Source organism: Nostoc sp. DedSLP04, from assembly GCF_034530775.1.
Lineage (GTDB): Bacteria > Cyanobacteriota > Cyanobacteriia > Cyanobacteriales > Nostocaceae > Nostoc.
This window is the reverse complement of the sequence record NZ_JAVRCL010000005.1, coordinates 191,820-209,189: the sequence shown is the minus strand read 5'-3', so window position 1 is coordinate 209,189 and position 17,370 is coordinate 191,820. Positions and strand designations below refer to the sequence as shown.

18 protein-coding genes are annotated in these 17,370 nt (G+C 43.9%); 6 read left to right on the top strand and 12 right to left on the bottom strand.

The window, feature by feature from the left end; translation table 11 throughout:
- Positions 1 to 370: 370 nt before the first annotated feature.
- The 7 genes from RMX89_RS05060 to RMX89_RS05030 all read right to left on the bottom strand — a co-directional run bounded on the left by RMX89_RS05060 (position 371) and on the right by RMX89_RS05030 (position 7,934).
- The gene (locus RMX89_RS05060) at positions 371 to 2,338 is read right to left on the bottom strand and encodes a response regulator (protein WP_322688148.1); all 1,968 of its coding nucleotides are present in this window, start codon (positions 2,336 to 2,338) and stop codon (positions 371 to 373) included.
- The gene (locus RMX89_RS05055; RefSeq protein WP_322688147.1) at positions 2,331 to 4,481 is read right to left on the bottom strand and encodes an ATP-binding protein; all 2,151 of its coding nucleotides are present in this window, start codon (positions 4,479 to 4,481) and stop codon (positions 2,331 to 2,333) included. Before RMX89_RS05055 ends, RMX89_RS05060 begins: the two co-directional genes overlap by 8 nt.
- A complete protein-coding gene (locus RMX89_RS05050) occupies positions 4,478 to 5,485 on the bottom strand; it encodes an ATP-binding SpoIIE family protein phosphatase (RefSeq protein WP_322688146.1) in 1,008 nt (335 codons plus the stop codon). The genes RMX89_RS05055 and RMX89_RS05050 overlap by 4 nt, the downstream gene beginning before the upstream one ends.
- Before the next feature lies 1 nt (position 5,486).
- Positions 5,487 to 5,885, bottom strand: a complete 399-nt coding sequence (locus RMX89_RS05045; RefSeq protein ID WP_322671330.1) for an anti-sigma regulatory factor — start codon at positions 5,883 to 5,885, stop codon at positions 5,487 to 5,489.
- Entirely contained in the window at positions 5,872 to 6,285 is a 414-nt protein-coding gene (locus RMX89_RS05040) for an STAS domain-containing protein (RefSeq protein WP_322671331.1), read from the bottom strand. The genes RMX89_RS05045 and RMX89_RS05040 overlap by 14 nt, the downstream gene beginning before the upstream one ends.
- Before the next feature lie 10 nt (positions 6,286 to 6,295).
- Positions 6,296 to 7,171, bottom strand: coding sequence for an STAS domain-containing protein (locus tag RMX89_RS05035; RefSeq protein WP_322688145.1), 876 nt, complete (start codon positions 7,169 to 7,171; stop codon positions 6,296 to 6,298).
- 325 nt (positions 7,172 to 7,496) lie between these two features.
- On the bottom strand, positions 7,497 to 7,934 hold the full coding sequence (locus RMX89_RS05030; RefSeq protein ID WP_322671333.1) for a YidH family protein: 438 nt from the start codon (positions 7,932 to 7,934) through the stop codon (positions 7,497 to 7,499).
- Between the two features lie 128 nt (positions 7,935 to 8,062).
- Between RMX89_RS05030 and RMX89_RS05025 the strand changes: the two genes are divergently transcribed.
- From RMX89_RS05025 to msrA, 4 genes are all read left to right on the top strand, one after another.
- Complete coding sequence (locus RMX89_RS05025; RefSeq protein ID WP_322688144.1) at positions 8,063 to 8,635, top strand: hypothetical protein; 573 nt, start codon at positions 8,063 to 8,065, stop codon at positions 8,633 to 8,635.
- Positions 8,623 to 9,060, top strand: a complete 438-nt coding sequence (locus RMX89_RS05020) for a hypothetical protein (protein WP_322688143.1) — start codon at positions 8,623 to 8,625, stop codon at positions 9,058 to 9,060. Before RMX89_RS05025 ends, RMX89_RS05020 begins: the two co-directional genes overlap by 13 nt.
- A gap of 38 nt (positions 9,061 to 9,098) precedes the next feature.
- Positions 9,099 to 9,446, top strand: a complete 348-nt coding sequence (locus RMX89_RS05015) for a hypothetical protein (protein WP_322688142.1) — start codon at positions 9,099 to 9,101, stop codon at positions 9,444 to 9,446.
- 240 nt (positions 9,447 to 9,686) lie between these two features.
- Positions 9,687 to 10,355, top strand: coding sequence for a peptide-methionine (S)-S-oxide reductase MsrA (gene msrA / locus RMX89_RS05010; RefSeq protein ID WP_322671335.1), 669 nt, complete (start codon positions 9,687 to 9,689; stop codon positions 10,353 to 10,355).
- A gap of 111 nt (positions 10,356 to 10,466) precedes the next feature.
- Here the strand turns inward: msrA and RMX89_RS05005 are convergent, their stop codons facing one another.
- Positions 10,467 to 11,660: a serine/threonine-protein kinase gene (locus RMX89_RS05005; RefSeq protein WP_322688141.1), complete on the bottom strand. Its 1,194-nt coding sequence runs from the start codon at positions 11,658 to 11,660 to the stop codon at positions 10,467 to 10,469.
- A gap of 425 nt (positions 11,661 to 12,085) precedes the next feature.
- Between RMX89_RS05005 and RMX89_RS05000 the strand changes: the two genes are divergently transcribed.
- Together RMX89_RS05000 and RMX89_RS04995 are read left to right on the top strand one after the other, a co-directional pair.
- A complete protein-coding gene (locus RMX89_RS05000; protein WP_322688140.1) occupies positions 12,086 to 12,385 on the top strand; it encodes a type II toxin-antitoxin system RelE/ParE family toxin in 300 nt (99 codons plus the stop codon).
- A 26-nt stretch (positions 12,386 to 12,411) separates the two neighbouring features.
- Positions 12,412 to 13,554, top strand: coding sequence for a HigA family addiction module antitoxin (locus RMX89_RS04995; protein WP_322671338.1), 1,143 nt, complete (start codon positions 12,412 to 12,414; stop codon positions 13,552 to 13,554).
- Here the strand turns inward: RMX89_RS04995 and rfbB are convergent.
- The 4 genes from rfbB to RMX89_RS04975 form a co-directional block, all read right to left on the bottom strand.
- Complete coding sequence (gene rfbB / locus RMX89_RS04990; RefSeq protein ID WP_322688139.1) at positions 13,481 to 14,542, bottom strand: dTDP-glucose 4,6-dehydratase; 1,062 nt, start codon at positions 14,540 to 14,542, stop codon at positions 13,481 to 13,483. The genes RMX89_RS04995 and rfbB overlap by 74 nt on opposite strands.
- Positions 14,543 to 14,591: 49 nt before the next feature.
- Positions 14,592 to 15,590, bottom strand: a complete 999-nt coding sequence (locus tag RMX89_RS04985) for a glycosyltransferase (protein WP_322688151.1) — start codon at positions 15,588 to 15,590, stop codon at positions 14,592 to 14,594.
- 114 nt (positions 15,591 to 15,704) lie between these two features.
- A complete protein-coding gene (locus RMX89_RS04980) occupies positions 15,705 to 16,406 on the bottom strand; it encodes a DUF6391 domain-containing protein (RefSeq protein ID WP_322688138.1) in 702 nt (233 codons plus the stop codon).
- A 600-nt stretch (positions 16,407 to 17,006) separates the two neighbouring features.
- Complete coding sequence (locus tag RMX89_RS04975) at positions 17,007 to 17,270, bottom strand: helix-turn-helix domain-containing protein (RefSeq protein WP_292870113.1); 264 nt, start codon at positions 17,268 to 17,270, stop codon at positions 17,007 to 17,009.
- Positions 17,271 to 17,370: the final 100 nt, after the last annotated feature.

Sequence of the window (17,370 nt, the reverse complement as noted above, 5' to 3'; positions counted from 1 at the left end):
TAATTCTATTTGATTCGCGTTCTCTCATATCGCTTTTAGTCTAAACTCCAGTAATTGAACGTGAGTTCGATGAACCTTCACCCCAGCCCTCTCCCACTGGGAAAGGGAGGAGCAACGAGAAATTAGGGTTTTGGCTCCCCTCTGGGTGTCCAAGAGGGGTTGGGGGAGAGGTCAAAAAAAGGCTTGTCGAACTCACGTTAATTGAATGGCTCAAGCTCAGATCCCCGACTTCTTGAAGAAGTCGGGGATCTAGTTATTCACGAATGATTAAGTCAGGTTATAGCCTTTGGATTGTTATACAGTCTGATTGACGGATATTTATAAATCAATACACTTTCAGTTATCGCCAAAAACCTTAAAATTCAGGTTTCTAGACCTTTACTATAGTCAAAATAGCCTGTATTAATAATTCTTGCTCAATTGGTTTAGAAATATGTTGTTGAAATCCGGCAGCTAGTGCTTGTTGTCGATCGATTTCTCCGGCATAAGCAGTCACGGCGATCGCAGGAATTTCTCCGCCTTGTTCGGGTGACTGCTTTCTAATTTGACGAATAAGGGTGTAGCCATCCATATCGGGCATACCAATATCACTAATTAACAAATCAAATTTTGCTTGCATCAAATTGTTTAGAGCATCATGTGCTGAGTCCGCTTCAGTCACTTGTACTCCGTACTGTTCTAGCACGAAGGCAATGAACTCCCGTGAATCTTTGTTATCGTCTACCAGCAGTGCTTGCAATCCATTGAGATTGAAGTCTGAGCGATCGCGATCGGCGGTATTAACTTGATTCAATTTTGAAGCAGCGATCAGTGGAAGTTTAACTTTAAATACCGCTCCTTGCCCTTCTCCAGGACTGGCTGCGTGAATGGTTCCGCCGTGCAATTCAACCAAATGACGCACGATCGCTAATCCTAACCCCAACCCGCCAAATTTTCGCGTCGTTGTCCCATCGGCTTGGCGGAAGTAGTCAAACACGTAGGGCAGAAAGTCACCGGAGATTCCCCTACCAGTGTCGCTGACAGTAATTTGAGTGTATTTTGCAGTATCTACTTCATCCTTGATTGTTTCTAACCGCACCTCTACTCGACCACCCTCTGAGGTAAATTTAATCGCGTTAGAAAGTAGATTCCAAACAACTTGTTGCAAGCGACCAGAATCACCCAATACTTGCCCAACATTCGGTTCAAATATTGTTTGAATCTGAATAGATTTAGCTTCAGCAGCAAGGCGCACGGTTTCAAGTGCAGCTTTGATAGTAAAAGTCAAACCGACTGGAACTGTGTTTAAAGCCAACTTACCTTGGAGAATACGCGACACATCGAGCAAATCTTCGATTAGTTGTGCTTGCAGTTTCGCGTTGCGCTCGATCGTTTCTAGGGCGTACTGAGTTTTGGCTGCATCCTGGTGACTTTTTTGCAAAATTTTTGCCCAACCCAGAATTGGATTCAAGGGCGATCGCAATTCATGAGACAGCACTGCCAGAAACTCATCTTTGATGCGGTTGGCTTGCTGTGCTTGTTCGGTCTGTTGCTGCAAAGAAATCATTAGTTGATTGAGGCGATCGTTTTGCTCTTGCAGCAATGCTTCTGCTCGTTTACGTTCGGTGATATCAGACAGAATGAAAACGGCACCAGTGAGAGTCCCATCCCGATCGAGTACCGGATCGATGGTTTTGGCAAACCAGCGTTCTTGGGACTGGAATTCGAGAATTTGCCGTTGGTGAGTTTGTTTCGCACGGCGAAAACAAGTGCCATCGCCGATTCCCAATTTTGCGCCCATCAGCTCGTGGTGGGCATAACCTAAGATTTCGTGGGAGGGCTTGTTAAAAAGCTGCATCATCGCTCGATTACAGCGCATAATTCTACCTTCTTGGTCTACCAGAGATACGCCGTCCTTCATGGAGTCAAAGGTGGTTTGCCACTCCCGCGCTGAGGACAAAGCAGCTTCCTCCGCCCGACGAATTCGCAGCAGCGATCGCAAAGTGGCAAGCAGTTCAATTGGTTCAACAGGTTGCACCAGATAAGCATCGGCACCACTGTCTAAGCCTTCTGCTTTATCCTGGCTTTGGACAAAACTTGCAGAAAGGTGTAGCACAGGAATAAAAGCCGTTTCTGGATTTGCCTTAATTTGGCGACAGACTTCAAAGCCGCTGATATCTGGTAATTGGACGTCTAAAATTATTAAGTCAGGCTGAAAGTTAACAATAGCTTCTAATCCTGCCGCTCCAGTTGCCGCTTCCACCACATTAAAGCCTGCATTTTGCAAGATACGGGTAACAACGTAACGATTGGCTTCGTTATCGTCAACATGCAGGATCGTAACTCGTGGCTCAGACATGACTTTTCCCTGAAACCTCTAAAACAAGTCCGGCTTTGACGAGTGCATCTTGAAGTTGAGCGGTCGTCGTGGTTTGAGAGCCTATTTCTTTGGAAACAATGGCTATGCTTTGCGCCGCTAATCGGCTTTGCGCTTCAGCATCCAGTTGGGCAGATGAGTGAATAATCACAGGAATCGCCTGAGTGACGGAATTGTTCTTAAGTTGCTTGAGTACATCAAACCCGCCGAGTTCTGGCATCTCCAAGTCCAGCACGATTGCGTTTGGCTGCTCTCGTTGTGCCAAATTTAATCCTTCTTTTCCATTTGCGGCTTCTAAAATACTCAATGGTGTATTTATCAACAACTGTTTCACAAGATACCGATAGGCGGGGTCATCGTCAATTAACAAGATTTTTTGAGGCTTGTTCTCAGTAATTAGCGTATTAAGTTTGTTCAATAGCGGCAATCTGTCTACTGGCTTAATTAGAAAACCGTTTGCTCCTAACGCCAATGCTTGCTTCTCGTTATCAATGATGGTAATCACGAGTACAGGGATAGTGCGGGTTGTTTCATCCCCTTTGATTTCTCGCAAGAACGTCCAGCCGTTTTGCCCCTCCAGCAAAATATCTAGCATAATTGCCGCCGGTCGAAATTGTTGTAAGGCAAGCCTTGCTTGAGCTAAGGTGCGGGTAGCAATTAATTGATAGATTGATTGCTGAAGATGCTTTTCGTAAATAAATAGAGTTTCTGGATGATCTTCAACCACCAGAATCGGCAGGCGAGTTGGCTCAACTGATGTGATTGGTTGCAGTACGGTGGTCAATTCGCTGGTATCTGGGTAGACGATGGGAATCAAGGCTGTAAAGGTAGAGCCTTCACCTGGCTGACTTTTCATCGAAATGCTACCGCCAATTAGCTCCGCTAGCTTGCGCGATAACGGCAATCCTAAACCGGTTCCCTTCACTTGCTTTTGCAGAGGGGACTCAATTTGCATAAAATCCTCAAAAATCCGCTCTCGATCGGCGGGAGCAATGCCGATACCCGTATCAGATACAGAGAAGGTGACGGTATGACCCGTTTGCACAGCGTTAACGCGCACCTCTCCCCGCTCGGTAAATTTGAGCGCATTCGAGACAAAGTTTCTCAGAATTTGAGCGACTTTCCCCTCATCGGTATAGAGTGGCGAAATACCTTCAGGTTCCTCGACAATCAGCGTCACGGAGGAGCCTTGAACCAATAATGGGCGCAGCATCCCTCGTAGCGTGCCAAACAAGTCACTCACTTCAAAGGAACTGGGATGCACTTCAATTTTTCCAGCTTCCACCTTTGCCAAATCTAGCAAGTCGTTGACCAGTTCTGATAATCCGCTTGCTGCCTTTTGGATGAATGTCACCTGCTTTTCTTGCTCAATGGTCAAATCGCCATCTATCCGGGCTAGCAGCATTCGAGAGAGGGAGAGAATCGAGTTGAGCGGCGTGCGAAACTCGTGGCTCATGTTGGAGAGAAAGCGGGTTTTTAACTCGTTTACCTGTTGCAGGGAGCTGGCTTTTTCATCCAGTTCTGCATAGAGGGCAACCACACCGCGATTGGTTTCTTCCAATTCCTGATTCAGTTGGCTTAATTCTTCCTCACGCTTGCGTAGCTCTGCCATTGCCTGGAGTAATTCTTGGTTTTGCTGCTGGATTTCTTGATAGGGATTTTCGGGCGATCGCCCAATTACGGTTTCTCGAATCTGCTGCAATTGGGAATCGCTGAAAGTAGGTGTGCGCTTCGACAACCTTTTGCCGATTGTCACGGTTGTTCCCTGTCCCGGCAGCGATTCAATCTCGAAGAAATCCATCAATCTACGAGTACCCACGATGCCTAGCCCCGCTCCCGTATCAGAGGTGTGGCGTCCGGCCAAAACGTCTGCTAAATCAGGAATGCCTCCACCCCGATCTTGAATCCGAATCAGAAACGCTTGCGGCTCTCCCACCACAGAAAATTCAACCGTTCCGTCTTGGGCATATTGAAAGGCGTTGCGGGCAATTTCGGAAACTGCCGTCGCCAATCGCGCCCGATCTTGAGCATCAAAGCCCAACTGCTCAGCAATCTCACGAGTTCGTTGGCGAGCTTGCACAACATCCTGTTCGTACTGAATGGCGATCGTGAAAACCTTTGTCATCTGCCCATTCCTTTCGCGACTAACACCGTCACATCGTCTCGCTCTCGGTTAAAGTCTCGGTATAGCACACCTGCAATCAAGCTGGGATGTTTTTGCATTAAGCCTGGATAGCGATCGATTTGCCACTTAGCGCCTAATCCGTCAGAATGCATAATTAAAAGTCCGTTGGCATACCAGGGATAAGTAAACTCTTGAATTTTGTGGATTTCATGTCCGACCGTGCCGTTATGAGATAGCAAATTGCGGTGCTCAGTAAAGGAGAAAATGCTAGCAGCGATGTTGCCAATGCCAGCAAAGCGGACAGACTGTTGTTCAAAGTCGATTTCGGCAATGGCCAGTGCTGCACCTCGCGTACTTCGCAAGGCGGCGTGGGCAGCTTCGACGATCGCCCCAGGAGAACAATGAAGATGTTCTTGAAACATTCTCACGGCTGCTTCAGCAGCAGAAGCAGCCGCAGGCCCATGCCCTAAACCATCGGCTACTAGCAACAGACTACGGCAACAATCGACTTCACAGACCCAGGTATCTCCAGAAACCTCTTCTCCTCGTTTGGGCAAACAGATCGCTCCAATTTCTAAAACCTTCTCAGGCAGATGAGGTGCTGGGCCTAGCCACAGGTGAGCGAGGAGCGCTGTTCCTTGGTTGGGAATGGAGTAAATTTCAAAGAAACCAGAAAGGCGACGAATTGCACCCATACCATTGCCCAAGGTTCCGGCTGTGGAAAAGCCATCTTGCAAACACTCATCCACATCGACCATTCCCTCTCCTTTATCTAGCGATAAAATTTCAATGCCAATTTTGGAATCTTGCCTGAGCGATCGCATTAGCACAACTCCGCCGTGGGCGTGTTGCACCAGATTGTTCGCAATTTCTGTCACCACAATCCCAACCTTGCCCCGTTCTGTTTCCTGAAAACCCAGCCGAGTTGCTAAAGCCATCGCCGCCCGTCTGGCTTCCCCGATCTGGCTAGATTCAGTAATTGTGACGGCGACAGATTCTCTCATTTTATTTCCATCGTACAATTATTATCCGTGTCCCTTCTCCCACCACAGACTGAATATCAAACTCGTCGGCAAGTCGTTTAGCACCACCTAGCCCCATACCTAAGCCGTTGCCCGTTGTGAACCCATCCTTTAGTGCCAGTTCGATATCGGAAATTCCCGGCCCCCGATCTTCAAAGGTTAGCCGAAGTCCTCGTCGTCGCCCTTCCTGAAGCGTTTCTAGCTTGACTGTGCCGCCTCCCCCGTAGTCTAGGGTATTGCGGGCTAACTCACTGGCGGCAGTAACAATTTTAGTTTGGTCTACTAAGCCAAAGCCAATCTCTACGGCAAGGTTGCGCACAGCCTGCCGAACTAAAATTACATCTGTAGAAGATTGAATGTTAATCGTTTCAGTCTTCTGCATGATCATCTGCACGCCATTTAGTGGCAGTGATTTGATTTGTGGTTTCATTGAGTGACGATCGCAACAATGCCATACCCTTTTCGACGTTTAGGGCAGTGCGAATCCCCGTCAGCGACAGCCCCAATTCCACTAAGGTGATTGCCACAGCAGGCTGCATCCCAACGACAACTGTCTCAGCATCTAGCACCCGTGACATTCTGGCAATGTTGGCTAAAACCCTACCAATGAAGGAATCAACAATCTCTAATCCCGAAATATCGATCAGCACACCGCGAGCGTGAGTTTGGGCGATCCGGTTGGTCAAGTCTTCTTGTAGCGTTGTGGCGAGGCGATCGTGCATATCTACCTGAATCGTCACAAGCAGGAAATTGCCCATTTTGAGTATAGGAATGCGTTCCATTGCTTCCTACCTATTTAGATTGAGGGCGGGTAATGGTCGTTCCTAAACGTTTTAGCGCCGTGAGAAAGGCATCGGCTAACGTTGCTTTCGTGACTATATTGGTCAAATCAATGCCGAGATAGACGATTGTTTGGGCAATTTGAGGACGAATGCCACTGATCATACAATCAGCTCCCATGAGACGGGCAGCAGTAACGGTTTTGAGCAAATGTTGAGCGGTCAGGGTATCGACAGTAGGAACCCCGGTAATGTCAATGATGGCAACTTCAGAACTGGTTTCGACAATCTTCTGCAATAACGATTCCATCATCAGTTGAGTCCGGGCACTATCCAGGGTACCGATTATCGGCAATGCCAAAATTCCCTCCCAGAGTTTAACGACGGGGGTAGACAGCTCCATCAACTCTTCTTGCTGCCGTAAAATCACTTCTTCTCGCGTCTTTTGATAGACTTCAATTGTCAGCAATCCTAGCCGATCCAATAAGTTTGTGGCTAACCAGATATTTTCACCCAATTCAATCGGGTCTTTCAATTGCTGACGCATTTGTTTGAAGAGGGGTTTCTTGAACGAAAAGACGAATGTAGCCGTTTCTGAGGGTGTGAAACCATTTTGCGATCGCGATCGAGAAATGCTGTTGAGCATCTCCCGCATCTCCTGCCACTCCCCTGCCTGAATATTGGTATTGCCCCGCCCAACGGCAATCCGAAACAAACTCAGGAATTCCCGGCACTCCTCCTTTAGATGGGCTTCTTTAATCAAGCCTCTGCGAATATTGACAATAGCTAGTTCCTGAGTCCACTCCGACAGCAAGTCTGCCTCGAAGGTTTCTAATATTTCTGATATCTTACTTTCGCTCATCGTTTCTTTGAGGGCAACCGGTTTCATTAGTTCAAAATCAGTGTATGACGATTCAGCCCAAGGTGAAAGCGACGATTACAAAAAGCCTAAAAGCTTGCTAGATATGAAGTGCGATAAATTGGGCAGACATAGAGCGATACCTGGGTTGGGCTACGCCTACCTAAGATTATTGAGAATCGGCAAAAAAGTTACATAAAATGCGCCCGTATAAAAAGTTTAAGTAAGTCGGTGCAAAAAAACCAAACTGTGTAAAGAAAAGTAAAGAAGCCTCAAACTCTTTCTCCCCCTGCCCTTTGCCTTATCCCAACAATAATTATTTACACCGATCTACTTATTCTGACTCCTGCTGTATTTAATGCAAATTTCGGGACTGTGGTTGAATGGGAAGCGGAGAACGAGAAGGTACTTTATCCCGCCATAAAAGCAAAGGAATACAGAAAAATCCCAAAATAATTACAACTCCAGCCATGATCCAAACCATTAACCTATTTGGTCTATAGTTCCCTGTTTCAATTTGCCAGAAAACTTGGTTGTATCGCCATGCAGCTAAGGCAATAGTCAAAATTCCAAAAATTACCAAAGCAATACCCAAATTTTCCGAGCTAGATAATGGACTTACCGGAGGTTCTTGTTGAGTAATAGTAATATTCAACTGACGCAGAAATATACCAAATCGCGCGATCGCAAAACCAAAGCCAATCAATGCAATAGAAGTGCGTAGCCAAGCCAGAAATGTCCGTTCGTTCGCTTGATGTTCCCTTTGGCGGTCAATTTTCGGTATTTTATCCATGAGTAGCTTTTAACACCAAGTTCCTCTTGAAAAGTATTCGTAATATTGATGAAGTTTCGTAAAAGTCTAATCTAAAAGTGTCCTTAGATTTTGGGAAAACTCATTCTATATCTATAAAAATCTTGATTATGCTTGATGACAACGATTTTGCATTAGCCTCGGCTGTTGACACTTCGGTTGTGGTGCTTGAGGAGCTATCTTTACATCCTCAGCCAGAAGTTCATGAGGCTGTAGCTAAAAATCCGAATACGCCTACTGAAGTGTTGCTGAAATTAGGTAAAGAGTTTCCAGACGCAATTACGGCGAACCCGATTTTCAATCTTTTGCTGTTGGAAAATCCTGAGAGTCATTTCGTTAGACTCTCTTTAGCGCGTAGCACAACAACTAGTGAAAGTGCGATCGCTCAGTTATCTAAAATCGAGGATGAGGAAATTCTTCTTGCTGTGGCTAGAAATCCAAAGACATCTCTTGAGATTCTGGAAGAACTTGTAGAAAACCCGCCTCTTTTCTGCGATGACGAGAATGCTGATGAATCTGATTTCGATGGACTCTTTACCGCGATCGTTCAAAATCCGAACACTTCTGAATCGTTATTGCTTCAACTAGCCGAGTGTGGAAGCAGTTATGTGAAAATGGCGATCGCTGAGAACCCCAAAACACCCTTATCCCTGCTCAATACGTTTGCAGATTGGAAAAACTAGCGGGAGAAAATGAGAAAGAAATTCGCGATCTGGTCAAGAACCATCCAAATGTTTCCGAAACTGCGATCGCCATCATCAATTTTATCGAGGGAAAACCTGGAACATCCATCGACTTGCTAGAGCGATTAGCTAGCGATCGACGAGCCTCTGTCCGGCGATTGGTTGCTGCTCATCCCTCAACCCCTGCAAAGGTTTTAGAAAAGCTTACCCAAGATACAGACCCAAATGTGCCCCCTCAAGCCGCAAACAATCCCAATGCAACCTCTACCGTTCTAGAGTTTTTTGCAGAGTTCTTGGTTAAGCAACATCAACTAGTCTCGCGATCCAATCAAGCCATGTATGAAAGAAGTGCAGTTCAGTTGCTGAGACATTCTAAGATCGCGCCAAAAGTGTTAGAAAATCTATTGCAGATGAATAAAATGTAGTAAGCGCGATCGCATCATCTTTGAGAACACCACCCACTATGCTGCTTGCACTTACAGACTATCAAGAGCGATCTAGCTCATACATTCATTTTCTCAGAAATCTCGCTAAAAACCCCAATACGCCTTCAGATGCGCTGGAGAAGCTTTATCTAAAAATCAACCAAACGCAGTATCCAAATACGATTGATGGTCTACATGATATTGCTTCTCATCCCAATACTCCTGTCCATTTGCTAGAACAATTCGCAGTTCATTCACGCACCGATCTTCGTGCAAAAGTTGCCAAAAACGTCAATATACCGATTTCAATTTTGGAGCGGTTAAGCAATGATTCTGACTCTAGGGTTAGTAGTATTGCAAAACAGGCGCTCAAGGAAAGAGCTTGATTTCAGAACTGTTTTTGTAAAGGTCAACACAGTCTAAGGATGGCTCTGAGAAAACCCCAAGCGATGCCAGAATCTTTACAATACAGGACTTACGCACTGAAAACTTGAAAGCTTGATCCCCCCTAGCCCCCCTTAAAAAGGGGGGAATCTTAAAAGCCCCCTTTTTAAGGGGGTTGGGGGATCTCTTCTGCGTAAGTCCTACAATAGTAAATAAGGTAAAGATATATATCATCAAAATCAATGGCACTATTCGGATTTGGCAAAAAGGCAGTTATGCCCACACCTGAAGAAGCTTTGTCAGGAAGGGCACAATCTATGTCAGTACCCGCAGCTCATTATGTCAACAAGAATCCCTTAAAACCTCCTTTTCCCGATGGATTAGAGAAGGCAATCTTTGGCTTGGGCTGTTTTTGGGGTGCAGAACGCAAATTCTGGCAACTTAAAGGAGTTTACACCACCGCAGTCGGTTACGCTGCTGGTTTAACACCCAACCCCACTTATGAAGAGGTATGTAGTGGGCGAACCGGTCACAATGAAGTGGTGTTGGTTGTGTTCGATCCCAAAGTGATTAGTTATGCCGAACTGCTCAAAGTCTTTTGGGAAAGCCACAATCCCACCCAAGGGATGCGCCAAGGTAATGATACTGGCACTCAATACCGTTCGGGAATTTATGTATATTCTGAAAGTCAAAAGCAGTTAGCAGAAGCATCGCGGGAAGCTTATCAGCAAGCCCTCAACAGCGCAGGTTATGGCAAGATTACTACAGAAATCTTGGATGCGCCTGAGTTCTACTACGCCGAAGCTTACCATCAGCAATACCTAGCTAAAAATCCTAACGGGTATTGTGGTTTAGGAGGGACAAACGTATCTTGTCCTGTGGGTGTAGTTGAATCACAAGTTAGTAGTTAGAAGGAAGCAGGGGAGCAGGGGAGCAGGGGAGAAGTTACAGTAAGTTTTCCCCTCAGCCCCCCATCCCCTCTGGTTCTTTCTTGTGCCCAATGCCCAATGCCCAATGCCCCACTAAAATGCAGATTTGAGCAAAGCGATCGCTCGCACCCACAACATAATACTAATAGGCGCTCCCAGTAGAATACCAGCGATCGCCCAACCTCTTTGATGGGCTTTGAATTGTTCAATACTGCGCCACCGTCTACTTTTCCAAGCCCATTCATTGCCTTTTGCACCAAGTGCGATCGCCATTACCCACCAAGCATTAGGTACAAAACAGAATAGACCATACCACACTTGATTCGGCCACATCCACAACCAAGGCATTAGAAATGCGCCCCAATTCCAACCAAGAATTTCCTCTGGGACTGTTTCATTGTGATTATTAATCCCGCATCCAGAATTGTTGATTATTTCTCTTAGCGGCAAAAGTTGATTCCTGTTTGCAGATTTGACAGTCAGTCCCGATTTGAGGGCATTCAGCGCAACGCTTGCACTAGTAAATCTTTGTTCGGGAGCGGGTTCTATCAACTTTTGTAGCCAACTGACAAAACTGGGACTGAGGTTAACTCGGTCTGTAAATTGCAGTCGCAAATCCTGCTGGGGTAAATCAGAGGGAGAAGTTCCAGTGAGCAAATGAATCAAAGTCGCTCCCAGTGCATATAAGTCTGAAGCCGCAACTGCTCGACCACCAAATTGCTCCATTGGGGCATAACCATAAGTACCGACAACGGTAAAAGTAACGCCCTCTTTTGCCGCTTTATCCTGAACTGCACCAAAATCAACTAAATAAATCTGATTATCTTCGCCCCAGATTAAATTACTCGGTTTAATATCTCTATGTAACACTCCAGGATTCAATTCATGTAGATAGGTGAGAATATTTAAAACTTCAACAGCAATTTTTTTCGCTCGCTTTTCACTAAATCTTTTGCCAACAGCAAGTTTATCCTTAAGCGACTCACCAGGGATATATTCTTGTATTAAGGCGAACCAGAGGGTGCGATCGTCGATACAAAAATAATCTATATATTGAGGGATGCGGGGATGATTTAGCTGTTTAAGGATTTGTGCTTCCCTCTCAAAAAGTTTCAGGTCATCCCACTGCACAGTACCGCCAAAGGCCAAAAGTTTGACCACAACGGTCGAATTTTCGCCATCAGAGGCTTGTAAATCCAATGCTTGCCAAGTTTGACGAATTCCATTGTTGCCGAGTTGGCGCTGGATTTGATAACGATCTTGTAATATTTGTTCTGGTTGCAGCATCTTAACACCTGCTGGCAATTTACGTTGATCTGATTCCCTTATATTTAAGGATAGTCATTATCTACAGAAACTGTGGCAGCAATCCCTTACTGTCTTAGTAAGCTGTTGTGCATTTGATTTGTGTAACTGGGATGGACAAGACGCTTTGCATAACTTGCCTTTAGTTAGACTGTATAGTACAATTGTACTGTAAGCAGTGATAGGAAGACGATCAAGCTCAACCAAGATATGTTGTTGGAGGAAAATAGCAAAGTCCTTTACAGAATAGGTTTGCCTTAACTTTCAAGATTATCTAACAAACTTTACAAACTGCTTAAATCTCTTGTCACAATAAGATTTATAATTAAAATATCAGTCATTCACCCCAAGGCTGAAGCCAACTGTTATATAATGCAGAATCCAGTGCATTTAACTTGGGGGAAGCTTTGCGTTTTCAGTTTAAAAAAAAGAAACTCGAAGCACTTTACACAGCAGAAAAAGATGCTCATAAATACCCAGGTGTGGTTGATGACTTTTTTGAAATCATGGCGATTATTGATGCTGCTGTAGACGAGCGAGATTTATATGCTCAAAAAGGATTGAGATTTGAGAAGTTATCAGGAAAACGAGGAAAACAAGGGCAGCGTTCTCTACGTTTGAATAATCAGTGGCGTCTAATTGTGACAGTGGATGAGGATGAGCAGGGAAATTATCTCACAATAATCGATATCGAAGACTACCACTAACTTTCGTCAGCAGGGGAGACAGCAATATGAGCCAGAAGCTAGCACCAGCAAGAGTACCAACACCAGGAAAAATTTTAAGTCGAGAATTAGAAGCCCGTGGCTGGACACAGAAAGATTTAGCAGAAATTATGGGGCGTCCAGTTCAAACCATCAATGAAATCATTCGGGGAAGCAAGCAAATTACACCTGAAACAGCTATCGAACTCTCTCAAGCCTTGGGTACTTCTCCAGAGTTCTGGACAAATCTTGAAGCAAAGTATCGGCTTCATCTAGTAGGAAAAGAAAAAAAAGAGCAAGATATAGCTCGTAAAAGTCGATTGTATACAATTGCTCCCATCTCTGAACTAATCAAAAATAAGTGGATTCAAGCAGCAGATTCAATTGATGACTTAGAACGGCAAGTATGTGATTTTTTCGGCATATCATCTTTAGATGAAATACTCCAGCTAGATGTTAATTTTCGTTGTTCCGAGCATCGAGAGCCAGAGGAAACTTCTCGCATAGCTTGGGTAAAACAAGTTGAGAACCTAGCGAAACAACAAGCAGTTGCTAGTTTTGAACGCAAAAAACTTGAGACTGCTATCCCTAAAATTCTTGCTTGTGCGAAACAAGTAGAAAGTATTGTGCAGATTCCTAAATTGCTGGCAGATTTAGGTGTACATTTTATAATTGTGTCGCATTTAAGCAAAACCTACTTGGATGGTGCAGCCTTATATTTAAACAGCAATCCCGTTATCGCGTTGACATTGAGATATGACCGGATAGATTCATTCTGGTTCACCCTCATGCATGAGTTAGCACATATTGTTTTAGGACATCAAGGAGCTTATTTAGATAATTTGGATGCGTTAGAAGAGAATGATGAGGAAAGAGCAGCTAACGAAAAAGCCGCTGACTGGTTAATAAATCCTCAGACATTAAATGAATTTATTATTACAAGTAAAAAAGTCTTTTCTCGGAAAGGGATTGAAGAATTTGCTCACAATCAAAATAGACATCCAGGCATAATTCTTGGTCGCTTACATTATGACAAATTAGTTCCCCATAAAAATTTGAGACCATTACTCGTTAAAGTTAGCCCAATTTTAGGTCATTCTACAGATAATTTTTGCGATAGTAAGCTTGATATTCCGCAGACAGCAGAGGTTCCCACCAATCACGATGATTGAGATACCATTCAACTGTTAAACGTAAACCCTCAGCAATTGTTACTGAAGGCGTCCAACCAAGCTGAGTTTTAATTTTGTTTGCATTAATTGCATATCTCCTGTCGTGTCCCTGTCTATCCTTAACAAAAGTAATCAACTGCTTGGCTGGATATATTGGTAAATCAGGTGCTAATTCATCCATCATTTGACATAAAAGTTGCACGAGGTTAATATTTTCCACCTCATTATTGCCACCAATATTGTATGTTTCTCCTGGTTGACCATGATTGATTACTACATCTAAAGCACGGCAATGATCGCCCACATAAAGCCAATCCCGGACATTTTTACCATCACCATAAACAGGTAATGGTTTCCCGATCAAAGTGTTGATACACATTAGAGGAATTAGTTTTTCGGGAAACTGATAAGGCCCGTAATTATTAGAACAATTTGTGATAATAGTTGGAAGTTGATAAGTATGATAATAAGCACGGACTAAATGATCGCTACCCGCTTTAGAAGCTGAATAGGGACTATTAGGCGCGTAGGGTGTCGTTTCACAAAAAGCTGGGTCATCTGCGCCCAGGCTACCGTAAACTTCATCAGTAGAAACGTGCAGGAAACGATAATCAGATGGCTGTGCTTTCGCTTCCCAATGTTGCCGAAAAGCTTCTAGTAGGGTGAAAGTTCCTACCACATTAGTTTGCACAAAAGCGGCTGGGCCAAGAATCGAACGATCGACATGAGATTCAGCGGCAAAATGGGCGATGGTATCAATATTTTCCGTTGCTAATAGGTTGTCTATGATGGTGCGATCGCAAATATCTCCCTGCACAAACCGAAAATTCTCTCTTCCCTCAAAGGGCGCCAAATTCAGACGATTCCCCGCGTATGTCAGAGCATCCAACACCACCACGCGATCGTTTGGATAAACCTGACACCAATGATGCACAAAATTTGCCCCAATAAACCCCGCACCCCCAGTAACTAATAACCGCCGACTCATTCAATTTCCTCTCTTTTCTCTGTGTTCTCAGTGTCTCTGCGGTTCGTTTCTATGACTTAAAATATTTCTTCCTCAATTTACCATATATCTTCTGAGCGAGTAATTTCGCCATCCGTATTTTAGTCAAACTCTTAATATTAGATGGCTGCTGTATTTTATGGTCAAAAAACTCATTTAACTCATCTAAAATAACTTGGAAACGCTTAATAATATTTTCAGTACGATGCTCAACCAAAAAATCTTCAGATAAACTAAAAGCTACTGAAGATTCAATTACCTTCAGAATCCGTTGCACATCATATTCTTGGGAATATCCAGCAATTTTATAACAATTAAATCCAGGGTCTAAGTAATCAGCTAGTCCACCGTTGACACTAGAAAATACTTGACAGCCACAAGCAAGAGCTTCCATTGGTTGTAAACCAAATCCTTCACTAACACGCTGTTGTGCCCAGTACTCAGCCGAATCATAGAGGTAAACCTTAGCTCGGTTAAATAGTCCAGGTAAATCCTCTATGTATGAGTCAACAACCAATACTTTACAACGTTTTTGCAACGCCGGAATCAATTCTTTAATTAAATACTCAGAAGACTTCCGAGCTTGAACTAAAACATCAATATCCCGTTCCAAACCTAAATTTTGAAACTCATCAGAAATTTGATTGGGCAAATAATAAATCAGAGAGTTGGGTGATTTTTCTCCCCAATATCCCATTGTATAGCGGCTAACAGTCATGATTGGAATACTTGCAGGTAGCCTAAATAAATAACCTGGACTATGTGCATGGTAAACGACATTATATTGCTTAAGTTTAGCCACGAGTTGAGCTATATCAAATCCCCAACTGATTACAAAAATTACATCATTTAAATTTTTCTCTTTTAGCAAATCATCAATAAAAAGCTTATCTTTTTCGCGTTGACGGTAAGTTACAACATCAGCACTACAGAAATTCTGAGCTAGATTAAGTGCTTTTAACTCAGCCCAAAGACCACCACAGGCAAATTTGCTATCTGTACCGGGAAGTAAGAAGTAAAGTTTTCTCATAATTTTTTTAGGGCATTGGGCATTGGGCATTGGGCTTGGGCATTGGGCATTAAGGAGAGAAGAAAAATTACTTCTTTTCCCCTCTGCTCCCTGCCTTTGTGCTTCTTGCTCTCTTCATTCTTGCCAGCCCACTTTAACAAAATGTGCCTCACGCCCCCAAAGATCGCGCGTACGGGTAATATTTTCAATTGCTAGGTTAAAAGGAATGGCAGTTGTTAGGTAACGCTGCACTATGGAACCTAAATCAGGTGCGAGTTCTGCGGCTGTCGTCGCTGCTAATCCTAAACCTATAAGTTGCTCAATTGGTCGAAATGGTAGCAACAGATGCACACCCACAGCTAATCCAGCTGTTAAGAGCATTGCTACTGACAAATTTGTGCCACAACGGGGATGTACAGCCAAATCCCATTCTCCACTGGTGATGCGATATCGAGCAAGTGTGACTGCACGCCGCAAATCACTAATATTTACTTCACCATAGAGGTAGAATCCCTGCTCAGTAGATAAACCGCCTAATAGTTCATTATCTAATTGAACGTTAGTGGATTCTGATGGGGCAGAATAGGCGCTTTTTGATTCGCTAAGAACCCAAACAGTAGCATGTTCTAAAGCGTGAACCTGCCGCAGCAACAAAATTTCTTTCAACCCTGGAATAAACGATAGCTGTCTGAGTAAGTCGGCATCTTGTGTGGGTTGCGGAAAGTCTGAAGATTGGTCTTCCAGACTCGGAACCTTCTCAGATACAGGTATCGTAAAATTAAAGTTAAAAAATTCAAAGGGAGACGAGCTACCCTGAAAAGAAGCGGAAGTATTCATTGGAACACTACTCCCAAAGCCGATGGGGCAACATAGATTTCTTTCAAATGTAACGCTTGCACCACTGAATTGTTGCTAATTTTTGTAGATGATTGTTTAGTTAGGGTATTGGGCATGGGGCATGGGGCATTGGGCATTGTAGATGCTTCTTCCCAGTCCCCAGTCCCCAGTCCCCAGTCACTAATCCCCAATCCTTAGTCCTATATCTGTTCTGTTGAATTTGGAAAGGAATTCTGATCTTTTTAGTTTCCGAGTCCGAGGGTCAGCTGGCTCCACTTACATAAACTCCGGCTGAGTGAAGGACTCGGAACTTTTGGTAGAGTGTAGGACTTACGCACTATACAAATCAACCAAAACGTGTACTACGGTATTTAGTCTTTTCAGAGGCTTCAGATAACCCTGATTTATTCCGACATTTGCGATCACTGGATGCAAAACATGGCTAAAATACCCAAATTGTGTTTAGTACTTATGTACGATGCGTAAGTCCTAGAGTGTTCACACTGAAAACTTAGGCGTAAGGAGAGGAACATCAGTAAAAATCAAAATTGGCTTGTAATTTACTAGACCAAAGCAATTAAGCTTCTACTAGTAAATTGTTTATTCAATCTGGTTAGGCAGAGTACAGCAATTGACATCATTCAAACAGACTTTGCCCCACTGTAAAGCCCAGCGGACAAGGGCTACTCGATTATCTGTCTCAGTCTTAGTGAGAATATTACTGATATGGTTATCAACTGTACGCTTGCTAATCTCCAGTTTTGCTGCAATCTCTTGGTTAGTTAAGCCAGCGGCTACTAAGTCGATAATTTGCAGTTCTCTGTCTGACAGACTAACGGGGGTCTCAGACTTGCCACCAGCCATGACTATTTCTATCCTCCCTTGGTATATGTACTTAATCGCTCTTTCTAATTCTAGAAGATTCTTTTCTTGGTAGGGTTTCAAGTGTTAGCAGTAATATGAT